Origin of the sequence: Streptomyces botrytidirepellens (assembly GCF_003721215.1) — a bacterium.
Taxonomy (GTDB): Bacteria; Actinomycetota; Actinomycetes; order Streptomycetales; family Streptomycetaceae; genus Streptomyces; species Streptomyces himastatinicus.
The window spans coordinates 22,530-38,121 of sequence record NZ_RIBZ01000172.1; the positions used below are offsets into that span (position 1 = coordinate 22,530).

Below are 15,592 nucleotides of genomic sequence, written 5' to 3' on the forward strand. Positions count from 1 at the left end.
ATGTTCGAGCGCTTCATCGAAGGGCCGCGCCGGGCGGTGATACTGGCCCAGGAGGAGGCCCGGGAGCACAACCACAACTGGATCGGCACGGAGCATATGCTGCTCGGCCTGGTTCGTGAGGGGGAGAGCCTCGCCGCCGAGTTCTTGGCGAGCATCGGGGTGCCCGCGGCCGAGGTGCGCGATCAGGTGGAGCGCACGCTCACCAGGGGCACGAAGACCCCGAGCGGGCACATCCCCTTCACCTCCGCGGCCAAGCAGGTGCTGGAGGACGCGGACCGGGAATCCACTGAGCTGGGCATGCACCACGTCGGTGTGGAGCACTTGGTGCTCGGCCTCCTGTGCGAGCGGGACGGCATCGCCACCCGGGTTCTGGGGTCGTACGGCCTCGATCTGGAGGCCGTGCGGAAGCGGGTTCGCAAGCCTGCCGTCTCTGGGAGCGAGTTCTTCGGGCGGTTCACCGACCTGGCGCGACAAGCCCTGATGGAGGGCCAGGAGTCCGCGCGGAAGCTCAACCACAACCACCTGGGGACCGAGCACATCCTGCTGGGCCTGTTCGCGGTGGAGGGCGTCGCCGTCACCGCTCTGCACAACCTCGGCATCTCGCATGACGCGGTCCGCGAGCAACTGCTCAGGACCGCCGGTTTCGGTACGAAGCCACCGACCGGTTCCATACCGTTCACGGTCCGGGCGAAGAAGGCGCTGGAGATGGCGCTCAAGGACGCCCTGACCCTGGGCCACAACTACATCGGTACGGAGCATCTGCTGCTGGGCCTGATGCGGGAGAGCGAGGGCGCCGGGGCGCAGCTCCTGCGCGGGTTCGCCCCCCAGGAGCAGGTGCGGGGCGAGGTCATCCGCCTCCTCGCCGCGCCCGCGCCCGCTCTCGCCCCGGTCCCCGAGCCGCCGCCCGTGGTCGTCGGCCGCGAACCGGAGATCCAGCGCATCATGCAGATCCTGATGCGCAAGTCCCGTAACAACGCCCTGCTGGTGGGGGAGGAGGGCACCGGGCGGACGTCGATCGTCTCGGGGCTGGCCCAGCGCATCGCCCAGGGCGGCGTACCGGCGGGCCTGGCCGAGGTGCGGCTGCGGGCCGTCGACGCCACGACGGCGGGGGATGCGGTGGAGGACCCGGACCGCACGGTGCTGTTCCTGGACGACGTCCGGCCGGGCGACGCCGACGCGCTGCGCGCGCTCGGGCGGGGGAAGCCGCGGGTCATCGCCGTCACCGACCCGGGGACCTGCGCGGAGTTCCCGGACCTCGCCGCGCACTTCCAGGTGGTCCCGGTCGGTGAACCCACCCATGACGAGACGGTCGGCATCCTGAAGCAGCTGCGCCGCGACTACGAGGCCCATCACCAGGTCACCATCACCGATGACGCCCTCGACGCCGCCGTCGCCCTGTCCGCGCGGCACATCACCGACCGCGTGCTGCCGGGGAAGGCGGTGGAGGTCCTGGACGAGGCGGGGGCCCGGATGCGGATGACCGACGGGGCCGACCGGACCGTGGACGCACGCCACATCGCGGAGCTGTTCGCGGACCGGGGCACGGGCGAACCCGCTGTCGACGACCGCTCCATCTGGGCCATGAGCTGAGCGGCCGGGCCCCGAAGGACCCGGCCGCTCAGCTGTGCAGCACGTGTCGGCGGTTACCGGTTCTCGCCGCCCAGGTGGTGCACCCGGACCATGTTGGTGGTGCCGGGGACGCCGGGGGGCGAGCCCGCCGTCATGATCATGATGTCGCCCGCGCTGTAGCGGCCCAGCTTCGACAGCTCGGCGTCCACGAGGTCCACCATCGCGTCGGTGTGCTCCACGTACGGCACCACGAAGGACTCCACGCCCCAGCTCAGCGTGAGCTGGTTGCGGGTCTCCGGGTCCGTGGTGAAGGCCACGATCGGCTGCTGGGCGCGGTAGCGGGAGAGCCGCCGCGCGGTGTCGCCGGACTGGGTGAAGGCGACCAGCGACGTGGCGCCCAGGAAGTCGGCGATCTCGCACGCCGCACGGGCCACCGAACCGCCCTGGGTACGCGGCTTCTTGCCGGGCACCAGCGGCTGGAGGCCGCGCGAGAGCAGCTCCTCCTCGGCGGCCTGGACGATGCGGGACATCACCTTGACGGTCTCGATCGGGTAGGAGCCGACCGACGACTCGGCGGAGAGCATGACCGCGTCCGCGCCGTCCAGGATCGCGTTGGCGACGTCGGACGCCTCGGCGCGGGTCGGCCGGGAGTTCTCGATCATCGACTCCATCATCTGGGTCGCCACGATGACCGGCTTGGCGTTGCGGCGGCACAGCTCGATGAGCCGCTTCTGCACCATCGGGACCTTCTCCAGCGGGTATTCCACCGCCAGGTCGCCGCGGGCCACCATGACGCCGTCGAACGCCGCGACGACGTCCGCCATGTTGGCGACCGCCTGCGGCTTCTCGACCTTGGCGATCACCGGCACCCGGCGGCCCACCTCGTCCATGATGCGGTGCACGTCGCGGACGTCGGCCGCGTCCCGGACGAAGGACAGCGCGACCATGTCGCAGCCCATCGTCAGCGCGAACCGCAGGTCCTCGATGTCCTTCTCGGACAGCGCGGGCACGTTGACCGCCGCGCCCGGCAGGTTGATCCCCTTGTGGTCGGAGATCACCCCGCCCTCGATGACGATCGTCCGGACCCGGGGGCCCTCGACGGCGGTGACCCGCAGCTCGACGTTGCCGTCGTTGATCAGGATCTGGTCGCCCTTGGAGACGTCTCCCGGCAGCCCCTTGTAGGTGGTGCCGCAGATCGTCCGGTCGCCCTCGACGTCCTCGGTGGTGATGATGAACTCGTCGCCGCGGACCAGCTCCACCGGGCCGTCCGCGAAGGTCTCCAGCCGGATCTTGGGGCCCTGGAGGTCGGCGAGGACGCCGACCGCGCGCCCCGTCTCCTCGGATGCCTTGCGAACGCGGTGGTAGCGCTCCTCGTGCTCCGGGTGGCTTCCGTGACTCATGTTGAAGCGGGCCACGTTCATCCCGGCCTCGATCAGCGACTTGAGCTGGTCGTAGGAGTCGACGGCGGGGCCCAGCGTGCAGACGATTTTGGAACGGCGCATGAGGCTGATCCTATCGGTTTGTTTCGGAGCGGAATATTTCTGAGCGAGTCGAAGCCGAACCGAAGGCTAGTCGCTGACCAGATCGAACGTCTGGCTCGCGATCTCCAGCTCCTCGTCGGTCGGCACCACCGCCACCGCGACCCGGCTGCTCTCGGCGGAGATCAGCCGCGCCGCGGAGCCGCGCACCGCGTTGCGCACCGCGTCCACCTCGATGCCGAACGCGGGCAGATCCCGCAGCGCGGCCTCCCGCACCGCCGCCGAGTTCTCCCCGACGCCGGCCGTGAACGCGATGGCGTCCAGCCGCCCCAGCACCGCGGTGTACGCGCCCACGTACTTCCGCAACCGGTGGATGTAGATGTCGAACGCGAGCTGCGCGGCCTCGTCGCCTTCGCCCATCCGGCGGCCGATCTCGCGCATGTCGTTGTCCCCGCACAGCCCGATCAGCCCGCTGCGCTTGTTGAGCAGGGTGTCGATCTCGTCCGTCGACATCCCGCCCACCCGGGACAGATGGAAGATCGCCGCCGGGTCGAGGTCACCGGAGCGGGTGCCCATCACCAGGCCCTCCAGCGGGGTCAGCCCCATGGAGGTATCCACGCACACCCCGCCGCGCACGGCGGAGGCGCTGGCGCCGTTGCCCAGGTGCAGCACGATGGTGTTCAGCTCGGAGACGTCCTTGCCCAGCAGCTTCGCCGTCGCCCGCGAGACGTACGCGTGCGAGGTGCCGTGGAATCCGTACCGCCGCACGCCGAACCGGTCGGCGGTCCCGGTGTCGATCGCGTACCGGGCAGCCGACTCCGGCATCGTGGAGTGGAACGCGGTGTCGAAGACCGCGACCTGCGGCAGGTCCGGGCGCAGCGCCCGCGCCACCTTGATCCCGGTGACGTTCGCCGGGTTGTGCAGCGGGGCCAGCGGGACCAGCTTCTCGATCTCCTCGACCACCTCGTCGGTGATCAGGGCGGGCTCGGTGAACCGGGTGCCGCCGTGCACCACCCGGTGGCCGATCGCCGCCAGCTCGGGTGAGTCGAGCCCCAGACCGTGGTCCGACAGCTCCTCGGCGACCTGCTTGAGCGCGGCCGTGTGGTCGGCGACGGGGCCTTCCCCGATCCGCTCCACCAGGCCGGAGGAGAGCCGGGCGCCGTCCGCCATGTCCAGCAGCTGGTACTTGACGGACGAGGAGCCGGAGTTGAGGACGAGGACGCGGGTGCCGTTCACGCGGTCTGCACTTTCTGTAGCGGGGCTGTCGGGGACGGGGTCTTGAGGGTCACCGGGTCACCCGGCCGCCGGGGTGGTCGGGGGCGTCTGGGACTGGGCCTGGATCGCGGTGATCGAGACGGTGTTCACGATGTCCTGCACGAGTGCCCCGCGGGACAGGTCGTTCACCGGCTTGCGCAGACCTTGGAGCACCGGGCCGACCGCGACGGCGCCCGCCGAGCGCTGCACGGCCTTGTAGGTGTTGTTGCCGGTGTTGAGGTCCGGGAAGATCAGCACGGTGGCCTTGCCCGCCACCTCGGAGTCCGGCAGCTTGGTCGCCGCGACGGCCGCGTCCACCGCGGCGTCGTACTGGATCGGGCCCTCGACCAGCAGGTCCGGGCGGCGCTCGCGCACCAGGTCGGTCGCCTTGCGCACCTTGTCGACGTCCGCGCCGGAGCCGGAGGTGCCGGTGGAGTACGACAGCATCGCGATCCGCGGCTCCACCCCGAACCGGGCGGCCGTGGTCGCCGACTGGATGGCGATGTCGGCCAGCTGCTCGGCGTCCGGGTCCGGGTTGACGGCGCAGTCGCCGTACACCAGCACCCGGTCGGCCAGGCACATGAAGAAGACGGACGAGACGATCTGCGCGCCCGGCGCGGTCTTGATGATCTCGAACGCGGGCCGGATGGTGGCCGCGGTGGAGTGCACCGCGCCCGAGACCATGCCGTCGGCCAAGCCCTCCTGGACCATGAGCGTGCCGAAGTACGAGACGTCGGACACCACGTCGTACGCCTCCTCCTGGGAGACGCCCTTGTGGGCGCGCAGCTTCGCGTAGATCTCCGCGAAGCGCTCCCGCAGCGGCGAGGTCTGCGGGTCGACGATCTGCGCCTCGGCGATCTGGACGCCCAGTTCGGCGGCGCGCTTGCGGATCGTGTCCTCCTCGCCCAGCAGTGTGAGGTCGCACACATCGCGGCGCAGCAGGACGTCGGCGGCGCGCAGCACCCGCTCCTCGGTGCCCTCGGGCAGCACCACCCGGCGGCGTCCGGACCGGGACCGCTCGATCAGCTCGTGCTCGAACATCATCGGGGTGACCCGGCCGGAGCGGGCCACCGCGATGCGGTCGGTCAGCGCGGCGGTGTCCACGTGGCGCTCGAAGAGGCCGAGGGCGGTCTCGGCCTTGCGCGGCGCGCCCGCGTTCAGCTTGCCCTCGATGGCGAACAGCTCGGCCGCGGTCGGGAAGGAGCCGCCCGCCACCGCCGCCACCGGGGTGCCGGGGGCCAGCCGGGACGCCAGCGCCAGGATGTCGGGCCCGGGCCGCTCGTCCAGGGTGAGCAGCACCCCGGCGATCGCGGGGGCGCCCGCGCTGTGCGCGGCGAGCGAGCCGACGATCAGGTCGGCGCGGTCGCCGGGCGTGACCACGAGACAGCCCTCGGTGAGGGCGGGCAGGAAGTTGGGCAGCATCGCGCCGCCGAAGACGAAGTTCCGGACGTCCCGGGAGAGTCCGGCGTGATCGCCGAGCAGTACGTCGGCGCCGAGGGTGCGCACGATCTGGGAGACGGTGGGCGCCGACAGCGACCCGTCCTCGGGGAGAACGTAACCGGGCACCGGGAGCCGGGAGGCCAGCCGCTCGGCGATCTCCGCGCGGTCGCCCGGCACGGCCCGGTTGACGACGACGGCGACGACGTCGCAGCCCTGCGCCTCGTACGCGCGGTAGGCGTTGTGGGCCTCGGCGCCGACGGCCTCGGCGTTCTGGTCCTGGCCGCCGACGACGGTGATCACCGCGGCGCCGAACTCGTTGGCGAGCCGGGCGTTCAGTCCCAGCTCGTCCGGGAGGCTGGTGTCGGCGTAGTCGCTGCCCAGGACGAGGACGTACTCGTACTCGCGGGCCACCTCGTGGAAGCGGTTGACCAGTCGCGAGACCAGCTCGTCGGAGCCCTCCTCGGCCTGGAGGGCGGCCGCCTCCTCGTAGCTCATGCCGCTCGCCGAGGCGGGCGGCTGGCTGAGCCGGTAGCGGGCCCGCAGCAGGTCGAAGAGGCGGTCGGGGTCGTCGTGCACCAAGGGACGGAAGACGCCGACCCGGTCGACATGGCGGGTCAGCAGCTCCATGACCCCCAGCTCGACGACCTGGCGGCCGTCACCCCGTTCGATCCCGGTCACGTACACGCTGCGCGTCACGCGTGCTCTCCGTTTCTTCGGCGTTTTCCTTACATGCATCCTTCGGACACAAATTGGCCGCTTTCGGTGGCCCAGTCCTCTTGACAATACCTTTGGCCATGGTTAAGACGCTCGGCAGCATGGGATACAGCACCACCCCGCCCATGAAACAATCGGACTGGCTCACATCTACCCGTAGGGAGCAGGAGACACAGCACGATGCGCATCGGAGTTCTCACCGCGGGCGGCGACTGCCCCGGCCTCAACGCTGTGATCCGGTCGGTGGTGCACCGTGCGGTCGCCGGCCACGGGGACGAGGTGATCGGGTTCGAGGACGGCTTCAAGGGACTCCTCGACGGCCGTCACCGCAAGCTCGACCTCGACGACGTGAGCGGCATCCTGGCCCGCGGCGGCACCATCCTCGGCTCCTCCCGCCTGGAGCGTGCCCGGCTGCGCGAGGCCTGCGAGACCTCCAAGGACCACGCCCGGGACTACGGCATAGACGTGCTGATCCCGATCGGCGGCGAGGGCACCCTGACCGCCGCCCGGATGCTGTCGGACGCGGGGCTGCCCATCGTCGGCGTCCCCAAGACCATCGACAACGACATCTCCTCCACCGACCGCACCTTCGGCTTCGACACCGCCGTCGGCGTCGCCACCGAAGCCATGGACCGCCTCAAGACCACCGCCGAGTCGCACCAGCGGGTCATGGTCGTCGAGGTCATGGGGCGGCACGCGGGCTGGATCGCCCTGGAGTCCGGCATGGCGGGCGGCGCCCACGGCATCTGCCTCCCGGAGCGGCCCTTCGAGGTCGACGGGCTGGTCAAGATGGTCGAGGAGCGCTTCGCGCGCGGCAAGAAGTTCGCGGTCATCTGCGTCGCCGAGGGCGCACACCCCGCCGAGGGCGCGATGGACTACCAGAAGGGCGAGATCGACCAGTACGGGCACGAGCGGTTCGCCGGTATCGGCAACCGGCTCGCGGCCGAGCTGGAGCGGCGGCTCGGCAAGGAGGCCCGCCCGGTCATCCTCGGCCACGTGCAGCGCGGCGGCACGCCCACCGCGTACGACCGCGTGCTCGCCACCCGCTTCGGCTGGCACGCCGTCGAGGCCGCCCACCGCGGCGACTTCGGCATGATGACGGCGCTGCGCGGCACCGACATCTCCATGGTGCCGATCGCCGAGGCGGTCACCGAGCTGAAGACCGTCCCGGCGTACCGCATGGACGAGGCCGAGTCCGTCTTCTGAGCCACCACCTCGTACGGTCCCCGCCTGATCCGGTGGTCCGGGGGGGACGGAGTCGATCAGGGGGGTAGGGAGATACCGGCGGGATGGGCGGGTTAACGGACCGTGTGTGGCTGCGCTACGCGATCCTCTTCGTACTGATCACGGCGCTGGTCACCGGCGCCGTCATCGCGATCGGCGGCAAGGGCGGCGGCCATCTCGCCGCCAACCGCGACCAGTTACGGAGGGCCTGCGACGGCGCCCTGCCGTACGGCGACCTCGAACGGCTGGTGCGGGACGCCCGGCCCGGTGAGCTGAGACAGCACGGCACCATGCTCGCCCCCGGCCGGGAGAGCCGCTCCCTGCTCGACTGCTCGCTGTCCTGGGGCGGCGGCAACGCGGTCACCGTCCACGCCGAGGCGCTCGTCTCGGACGTGCCCCAGGGCATGGAGACCCGCCAGATCGTGAACCCGGGCCCCGGCGACACCTTCACGGCGCCCGGCACCACCGGCCGGTACGGCGCGCGCGGCGCCTGGCTGGTCGCCGACTGCCTGGGCGGGCTGGACGGCCGGGTCCGGCCGACGACCGATCTGTACGTCACGGCCAAGGTCACCGACGGACGCGCCGGGGCCGACCGTACGACCGCGCTCACCGGCTTCCGCACCGCCGTCCACGTCGCCAACGCCATCACCAGGGCGCAGCGCTGCGGCGGGCCCCCGCTGGACCCGCCGTCCCAGGTCGTGGCCACCGCCCGGACCGCCGGGGACCAGGGCGGGGGCGGGGTGACCGGCTCCGCCTCGCGGCGCTGCGACTGGATCAGCCCGTCCTCGGTCCCCGGGCTCAGGGCCGGGGCGTGGACCACGCGCGGCGACGCACAGGACTCCACCTCCCTGAGCGCCTGCACCGGCGACTGGGACGCCGGCGCCCGGCCGAACGTAGGCGTGACGCCGCAGGACTGGCAGATCACCGGGGTCGAGGCGGCCAGTTGGGCGGGGATCCTGGGCCGGTCCGCGTACGACTCGTACGAACGCGAGGGCCATGTGCCCGGCTGGGGCGCGGACGAGGAGAACCGGCTCGCGAAGGCCGGATCCCCCGACACCGACGCACCGGACGCGGTGGACCGCGTCCCCTCCTACCTCACCCGTCCCCAACTCGCCCTGTGGGCCCGGTCGGTGTGTGGCGGCCGGGTCACCTACCACCGCGTCTCCGTCCTGCCCCGGCTGCACATACCCGACGGCGAGACGGTCCCGCTCGGACCCGGGCAGCGCGCCGCGCTCGCCGAGACCGCGCACACGCTGCTGGCCCGCTACCTGGGCGCCGAGGGCGGCTGGCCGAAGGCGGCGGGCTGCCGCGACACGAAGGTGCTCGGGGAGGTGGAGGAGTGGCACTGACGACCGGGCCGCGGCCGCTGCTCACCCGGCGGCAGATGCGGGGGATCGCGGCCGCCGCGCTCGCGCTGGCCGTCCTCACCGGCGTGATCGTCTGGTTCGCGGGCAGCGACGAGCGGGCCCTGGACGAGGCGTGCGGCGGGGCGCTCGCGGCCGACGAGGTGCGCGCGGTGCTCGGCGACAGCGGTCTGGACGTGACCAGCAGCACGAAGGGCGCCTTCGGCGGCGGCCACGGCACGTCCCTGGACGTGCGCTGCCAGGTGACCGCCGAGGGCAGGGGCCGGGTGGGCGTCACCATCTCCGGGGCGCCGCGCCCCCGCGCCGAGTACGGGACCGGCGAGCTGTCCACCGCCGTCCCCGCCCGCGACACCCTCCCCGTACCCGTAGGCCACGGCTGGTCCGGCCTCCTCGCCACCGACAACGCCCGCCAGGGCGACCCCGGGGACGGCAGGGCGACCGCGGCCGTGCTGCTCGACTGCGCCGGGAGCGGCCGCAGTCTGCTGATCACCGTCGAGACCGCGCTCGGCGGCGCCACCCTGGACGACCCCGCCACCCGGCCCTCCTTCGTCCGCACCGCCACCGCCACCGCGCAACGGGCCGACGACCGCTGGGACTGCGGCGCCCGGCTGGGCAAACAGGTCTATGACGTGGACCTGCCGGTGAACAAGGACGAGTACGAACCGCTGCTCGGCGCCACCGGCACCTGCGCGACCGTCCCCACCGCCGCACGCTCCGCCGTCTCCACCGCCCGCGAGACCGCCCGGGCCCGCGCCCCGCGCGAGATCTGCGCCCTCGGCGCCCGCGACGGTTCGCCCCGCTACCGCCTGGACGCGTACTACGGGCCGTACGCGGAGGACGCCCGCGCCCAGTACACCCGCAACGACGGCGAGGACGTCACCCCCGCCGAGAAGCCCGCCGGGCGGCTCGGCCGGAGCGCGTACTGGGCCGGGGCGGACTGCCCGGACGGCGCCCCGCGCGCCCTGTACCTGATCCGCGCCGACGACGCCGACGGCGACGCCCGTGCCCGCCCCGACCTCGGCTACGAACGCGCGGCCCTGTCCGCCTTCGCCACCCGCTCGGCCGAGGACCACGGCTGCGCCGAGCCCGTCACCCCGTGAGCAAGGCCCCCTTGAGGACCGTCACCCCTTGACGGCGCCGCCGAGCGTGAAGCCGCCGCCCAGCCGCCGGGAGATCAGCACGTACAGCAGCAGCACCGGAGTGGAGTAGAGGATCGAGAACGCGGCCAACTGCCCGTAGACGATCTGCCCGTGGTTGCCGAAGAAGGTGAAGATGGAGACGGACGCCGGGAGTTGTTCGGGGGAGAGCAGCAGCATGAAGGGGACGAAGAAGTTGCCCCACATCATGATGAAGCTGTAGATCGTCACGACCGTGATGCCCGGGCCCATCAGCGGCAGGATGACCCGCGTCAGGCTCTGCGCCCAGGACGCGCCGTCCGTCCAGGCCGCCTCCTCCAGGATCACCGGCACGCCGTCCATGAAGTTCTTCATCAGCCAGATCGCGAACGGCAGTTGCGAGGCGGCGAGGAAGAGCGCGGTGCCGGACATGGTGTCGATCAGGTCGACCTGGACGAAGAGCCCGTAGACCGGGACCATGATCGCGGTGATCGGCAGACACGTCGTGAACAGCACGGTCATCAGATACGGCCGCACCAGGCGGGAGCGGAACCGGGACAGCGGGTACGCGGCGAGCGCCGCGCACGCGACCGTCAGCGCGGTGGCGCCGCCGCACAGCACCAGGCTGTTGAGCATCGGCGTGAACGTGATCTCGTCCGTCCACACCGCCGAGAAGTTCTCCAGCGTCGGGGTACCGGGCGCCGACACCCGTAACGTCGCGTCGCCGTCGACCGAGGCGAGCACCAGCCAGGCCAGCGGGAGGACGAAGGCCGCCGCGACGACCAGCAGCGCGGCGTCGGCCGCCAGCCGGCGGCGCAGCCGGGGCGACCAGCGGCGGGGAGAGCGGAGCCGGGGCGACCGGAGCCCGGGGGACCGGAGGGGACGGGACCGCGGGCGGGCGGAGAGCACGGACAACCTCGGACCTCCTCGCGCGCTTGCGAGCGCAGTCGATCGGCGCCGTCGATCAGCGTCCCGTCCATGAAACCGTTCGCCCGGCCGGGAGGGGAAGACGGCGGTGCCGCGGAAAAGCGGCACCGCCTCCCGGCTATCGCACCGCCGCTGCCGGGCGGCCGGGCAGCGACGAGGGCACGCTCACCGGCTGGTCGTTCTGGAGTTGGCCGAACAGCCGCTTCGCCTGCGCGGTGTCCCACTGCACGGCGCTGCCCTTGGACGTCTTCAGGTTGGTGTTGGACACCGGGACGTTGAGCTGCTTGCCCGTTCCCTGGGTGACCCCCTTCATCGCCTGGAACAGGGACATCAGGTTCTGGAGGTTCATCTTCTTGTCCACGATGAGTGTGTCAAGACCCGCGCTGACGGTCGGGAACGCCGCGAAGGGGTTGGCCAGAACGCCCGGTGTGGCCGCCTTCTTGGCGAGCGCGGCCAGGAACTTCTGCTGGTTCGCGGTGCGTCCCAGGTCGCCGTTGGCCTCCTGCTTGCGCTGCCGGACGAAGGAGAGCGCCTTGCCGCCGTCGAGGGTCTGGCAGCCCTTCTTCAGGTCCAGTCCCGACTTCTCGTCCTTGATGTCGCGGTCCACGCACATCCGCACGCCGCCGACCGCGTTCACGATGTCCACGAAGCCGCCGAAGCCGATCTCCGCGTAGTGGTTGATGTGAATTCCCGTGTTGCGCTCGATGGTCTGGACGAGCAGATCGGGACCGCCCCGCGAATAGGCCGCGTTGAGCTTGTTCTGCTCCTCGCCGTAGCGCCTGCCGGTCTCGGGGCGTACGTACGACGGCACCCGCACCCAGGAGTCGCGCGGCAGGCTCATCATCGTGGTGCCGTTGGCGCCGGTGTGCAGCACCATCATCGAGTCGGTGCGGCCGCCCTCGGCCGAACCGGTCTTGAGGCTCTGCTTGGCCTCCGCGGACAGGCCCGCACGGCTGTCGGAGCCCACGATGAGGTAGTTGGTGCCCTTGCCGAGCGGCGGGCGGTTCGCGGCCTTGTCGAGGTCGACGTCGCGGTTCATCTGGGTGTCGACCCAGATGTAGGCGCTCCCGGTGGCGACCAGCAGCGCCGAGACCGTGACGATCGCCAGCCGGGTGAGGCGGCGGCGCCTGCTGAGCGGCTCCTTGGGGGCGCGCCGCCGTACGACGAGGGGCTCGGCGGCGTCCTCGTCCCGGAACAGGGGCCGCTGGTCGGGGACGTCCGGCCGCATCGGACCGGGCCCGCCCGGGCCCCTGACACCGCCCGGTACCCCGCTACCGCCCGGTACCCCGCCCGGGAGACCGCCCCCGCCCGGTACCCCGGCGCCGCCCGGTACCCCGGGGCTGCCCGGGGTCGGCGGCGGGGGCGGCGGCGGATTGGGCGCGGGCGGTACGACGGGGAACGACTCGGTCGGTGCGTTGGCCGTCTCGTACGCCTGGGCCGCCCCGGCCTGACGCGTCGGCCCCTGCCGGAGGTACGCCGCCGTCCCCTGCCGCTGCTGCTCTCCCTCTGCCCGCCCTTCCCGCCCATCACTCATGGGGGCAGCCTCCCTTCGGGTGGAAACGTCCGTATGCCTGCGCCTGCTGACTACTGATACGGCTGCGGCCGCCCGTTGTCTCGATGTCAGGCTCTCTGGTACGCGGCAGGGTCGCCGATCGTTTCACCGGCCGTGCCCGAGCGCTGGATGCGGTGCCACTTCAGCCGGGCGCCGAGCAGCAGGGCGACCACGGACTGGATGACCACGAGATACATCAGCTGCCGGTAGGCGAACAGCTGGAACGGCAGCGACCACAGGGTCCGCATCCGCTCCCCGTCCAGCCGCAGCGCGTATCCGGCGCACACCGTCTGGATGCCGAGGTACGCGAGCCACACCCCGGCCGACTCGGTGGGGTTCTGGAAGAGGATCCCGTACAGCGCGAAGAGGTCGATCACGGGCGCGAGCAGCGGCAGCACGACCTGGAAGAGGGTCAGGTACGTCAGTCCGCGGCGGCCGAACCGCCCCACCGAGCCCAGCTCGATCATGGCGCGGCGGTGCTTCCACATGGACTGGAGCGTGCCGTAGCCCCAGCGGTAGCGCTGCCGCCACAGCTGGCGCAGCGAGGTGGGGACCTCGGTCCAGGCGACGGCCGTCTCCTCGTACACCACCTTCCAACCGGCCCGCCACAGCGACATCGTGAGGTCGGTGTCCTCGGCGAGGGTGTCCTCGCTGACCCCGCCGACCGCCAGCAGCGCGTCCCGCCGGAAGGCGCCGATGGCGCCGGGGACGGTCGGCATGCACTCCAGCACCTCGAACATCCGGCGGTCGAGGTTGAACCCGAAGACGTACTCCAGGTGCTGCCACCGGCCCAGCAGGCTGCGCCGGTTGCCGACCTTGGTGTTCCCGCTCACCGCGCCGATGGCGGGCTGCGAGAGCGGCTGGATGAGCTGGCGGATGGCGTCCGGTTCGAAGACGGTGTCGGCGTCGACCATGACCACGATGTCGTGCTTGGCGTGGGCGAGACCGGTGTTGAGCGCGGTCGGCTTGCCCGAGTTGGGCTGACGGATCACCAGCACCCGGGAGTCGTTGCTGGCGGCGGCGATCTCGGCGGTCCGGTCCGTCGACCCGTCGTCGATCACGATGATCTGGAGCTTCTGGTGGGTGGAGGCCAGCAGCGACTTGATGGTGCCCTCGATGCCCGCCTCCTCGTTGTACGCGGGGACGAGCACCGTCACCGGGTCGTTCACCACCGGAAGCTCGGGGGCGCCGGGCCGGTAGCGGGTCAGCCGCCGGACATGGGCGCGGGCGAACACGACGAGCAGCACCAGCCGCAGCACCCCCAGCGCGCCCGCGATGCCCAGCACCCACGTCATGATGGTCACGAAGGCGCGGCCGACGGCCGCGAGCGAGATCAGGGCGGTGCCCTCCCAGCGCTCCATGGTGGAGGACCGGGTCTCGACCGGCGGCACCCCGAGCCCGCCCGTCACCGTGGTGAACCGCTGGACCCGCGGGTTCTTCAGCAGCTTTTCCGTCTCCTGGTACGCGGTGTCCGTCTGCGAGAGCTGCCGGATCATCCCCTGCGAGGGCCGCCGCGACGGCTTGTCGGCGGCGACCAGCGCGTACCCCTGCGCGGCGACCTTGCGCGCCGCCTGCCACTCGACGCCGCACAGCGTCTCCACGTCGGTGGTCAGCGGCATCCGCATCAGCCGCGGCTCGGCCCCCACGGTGCCCGCGAGCGCCGATTCGGTCAGCGACAGCTCCATCTTGGAGCGGACGGACGACGCCGTGCCCATGTCGGCGCCGGTGTAGGTGTTCGACCCGATCTCGTGGCCCTCGGCTCTGATCCGCCGCACCAGGTCCGGGTGTTCGGCCGCCTTGGCGCCGTTGAGGAAGAACGTCGCGCGCGCCTTGTTCCTGCGCAGCAGGTCGAGGATGCGCGGCGTCCACTCCGGGTCGGGCCCGCCGTCATAGGTGAGCGCCACCGTCCCGGCGGGCATCCTCACCGTCTTCACCTGGCCGTTGTTGATCTGCACCACCGGCCCGCCGCCGACGATGTCCTTCGGCACCGGGCTGGTGCACGCGGGCCGCGACTTCGCGGCGTCCACCTCGTGGGTGGTCCAGCCCTGGAACATCAGCAGGCCGAACATGAGGGGAAGGCTCAGGGAAAGCAGCAGCCAGTGCGCGCGCGGGTCACGGGACCGCTTGTGTCGGCCTCCTCGGATCGGGTGGCTCATCGGCTGGATCGTCCCCCAGGGGTCAGGGTCGCATGAGCCACGGGGCCAAACGTGGCACGTGTTCGGTCGAGATTGGAGGATGCCGGAGCCGCCCGGGACGACCCATGCGGCATCGGACGGTCTCACCGTAGTGAGGGCGGCTCAGCGCCCCGGCCCAACCGGCGGTAACGGATAAGAATCCGCCGACGCCGCCCTGTTGGGCTGCCGGATCACGTATCGTCTGTCGGCGGCCCACCCATGGCCCGGAACGGGCATGACCCGTCAGGTAATCGACGCTCCACGGTGTCCTGCCGGAGGATCACGGTCATCACCGCACCGATCCCCGGAAGGGACAACCCCGCCATGACGAACACCCCGAGCACCACGAGCACCACCGACCGCACCCGGGCCGTCGTCGAGGACTACCTCCGCCGCGCCGCGGAAGGAGACCCGGACCGCATCGCCGCCGTCTACGCGGAGCAGGTCGACTGGATGGTGGCCGAGAACCCCCGCGTGCCCTGGATCCGCCCCCGCTCCACCCGCGCCGATGTCGCGGGCCACTGGATCGACCTCGCCGCGCACACGGTCCCGGGCCGGGGCGGGTTCTCGATCGACACGATCGTGGTCGAGGGCAGCGAGGCCGTGCTGACGGGACACCTCTCGGGAACGGTACGGGCCACCGGGAAGACCTTCTCGGGCCCCTTCGCGCTCCGGCTGTCCGTGCACGACGGCCTGATCACCCGGCACCACGTCTACGAGAACAGCCTCTCCGTCGCCGACGCCTGCACCCCCGACGGCAGCTAGTGGCGGGCGGGCTCCG

At 71.8% G+C, this 15,592-nt stretch carries 11 protein-coding genes; 5 read left to right on the top strand and 6 right to left on the bottom strand.

Annotated elements, in window-relative coordinates; all coding sequences use genetic code 11:
• On the top strand, positions 1-1,590 hold the full coding sequence (locus EEJ42_RS13155; protein ID WP_123100130.1) for an ATP-dependent Clp protease ATP-binding subunit: 1,590 nt from the start codon (positions 1-3) through the stop codon (positions 1,588-1,590).
• 53 nt (positions 1,591-1,643) lie between these two features.
• Here EEJ42_RS13155 and pyk read toward each other — a convergent pair whose 3' ends face one another.
• The 3 genes from pyk to pta form a co-directional block, all read right to left on the bottom strand.
• On the bottom strand, positions 1,644-3,071 hold the full coding sequence (gene pyk, locus EEJ42_RS13160; RefSeq protein WP_123100131.1) for a pyruvate kinase: 1,428 nt from the start codon (positions 3,069-3,071) through the stop codon (positions 1,644-1,646).
• Between the two features lie 66 nt (positions 3,072-3,137).
• Entirely contained in the window at positions 3,138-4,283 is a 1,146-nt protein-coding gene (locus EEJ42_RS13165; protein ID WP_123100132.1) for an acetate kinase, read from the bottom strand.
• A 57-nt stretch (positions 4,284-4,340) separates the two neighbouring features.
• A complete protein-coding gene (pta, locus tag EEJ42_RS13170) occupies positions 4,341-6,437 on the bottom strand; it encodes a phosphate acetyltransferase (protein ID WP_123100133.1) in 2,097 nt (698 codons plus the stop codon).
• A 198-nt stretch (positions 6,438-6,635) separates the two neighbouring features.
• On the opposite strand from pta, the gene EEJ42_RS13175 reads away from it, so the two are divergent.
• The 3 genes from EEJ42_RS13175 (at position 6,636) to EEJ42_RS13190 (ending at position 10,143) form a co-directional block, all read left to right on the top strand.
• Positions 6,636-7,661 carry an ATP-dependent 6-phosphofructokinase gene (locus tag EEJ42_RS13175; RefSeq protein WP_123100134.1) on the top strand — a complete coding sequence of 342 codons (1,026 nt, stop codon included), beginning with the start codon at positions 6,636-6,638 and terminating at the stop codon, positions 7,659-7,661.
• 83 nt (positions 7,662-7,744) lie between these two features.
• The gene (locus EEJ42_RS13185; protein WP_184503064.1) at positions 7,745-9,028 is read left to right on the top strand and encodes a hypothetical protein; all 1,284 of its coding nucleotides are present in this window, start codon (positions 7,745-7,747) and stop codon (positions 9,026-9,028) included.
• Complete coding sequence (locus tag EEJ42_RS13190) at positions 9,019-10,143, top strand: hypothetical protein (RefSeq protein ID WP_246096478.1); 1,125 nt, start codon at positions 9,019-9,021, stop codon at positions 10,141-10,143. The genes EEJ42_RS13185 and EEJ42_RS13190 overlap by 10 nt, the downstream gene beginning before the upstream one ends.
• Before the next feature lie 21 nt (positions 10,144-10,164).
• On the opposite strand, the gene EEJ42_RS13195 is transcribed toward EEJ42_RS13190, so the two are convergent.
• From EEJ42_RS13195 to EEJ42_RS13210, 3 genes are all read right to left on the bottom strand, one after another.
• Positions 10,165-11,073 (bottom strand): carbohydrate ABC transporter permease, encoded by a 909-nt coding sequence (locus EEJ42_RS13195; RefSeq protein ID WP_425472891.1) that lies wholly within the window; start codon positions 11,071-11,073, stop codon positions 10,165-10,167.
• A gap of 130 nt (positions 11,074-11,203) precedes the next feature.
• Positions 11,204-12,619 (bottom strand): LCP family protein, encoded by a 1,416-nt coding sequence (locus EEJ42_RS13200; RefSeq protein WP_246096494.1) that lies wholly within the window; start codon positions 12,617-12,619, stop codon positions 11,204-11,206.
• Between the two features lie 86 nt (positions 12,620-12,705).
• Entirely contained in the window at positions 12,706-14,793 is a 2,088-nt protein-coding gene (locus EEJ42_RS13210; RefSeq protein ID WP_123100139.1) for a bifunctional polysaccharide deacetylase/glycosyltransferase family 2 protein, read from the bottom strand.
• Positions 14,794-15,135: 342 nt separating this feature from the next.
• On the opposite strand from EEJ42_RS13210, the gene EEJ42_RS13215 reads away from it, so the two are divergent.
• Positions 15,136-15,576 (top strand): nuclear transport factor 2 family protein, encoded by a 441-nt coding sequence (locus tag EEJ42_RS13215; protein WP_123100140.1) that lies wholly within the window; start codon positions 15,136-15,138, stop codon positions 15,574-15,576.
• The last annotated feature ends 16 nt before the right edge of the window (positions 15,577-15,592 follow it).

Coding starts and splice junctions, on each gene's coding strand:
- EEJ42_RS13185 (WP_184503064.1), top strand. CDS start 7,745: ATGGGCGGGTTAACGGACCGTGTGTGGCTGCGCTACGCGATCCTCTTC.
- EEJ42_RS13175 (WP_123100134.1), top strand. CDS start 6,636: ATGCGCATCGGAGTTCTCACCGCGGGCGGCGACTGCCCCGGCCTCAAC.
- EEJ42_RS13200 (WP_246096494.1), bottom strand. CDS start 12,619: ATGAGTGATGGGCGGGAAGGGCGGGCAGAGGGAGAGCAGCAGCGGCAG.
- pyk (WP_123100131.1), bottom strand. CDS start 3,071: ATGCGCCGTTCCAAAATCGTCTGCACGCTGGGCCCCGCCGTCGACTCC.
- EEJ42_RS13155 (WP_123100130.1), top strand. CDS start 1: ATGTTCGAGCGCTTCATCGAAGGGCCGCGCCGGGCGGTGATACTGGCC.
- EEJ42_RS13215 (WP_123100140.1), top strand. CDS start 15,136: ATGACGAACACCCCGAGCACCACGAGCACCACCGACCGCACCCGGGCC.
- EEJ42_RS13210 (WP_123100139.1), bottom strand. CDS start 14,793: ATGAGCCACCCGATCCGAGGAGGCCGACACAAGCGGTCCCGTGACCCG.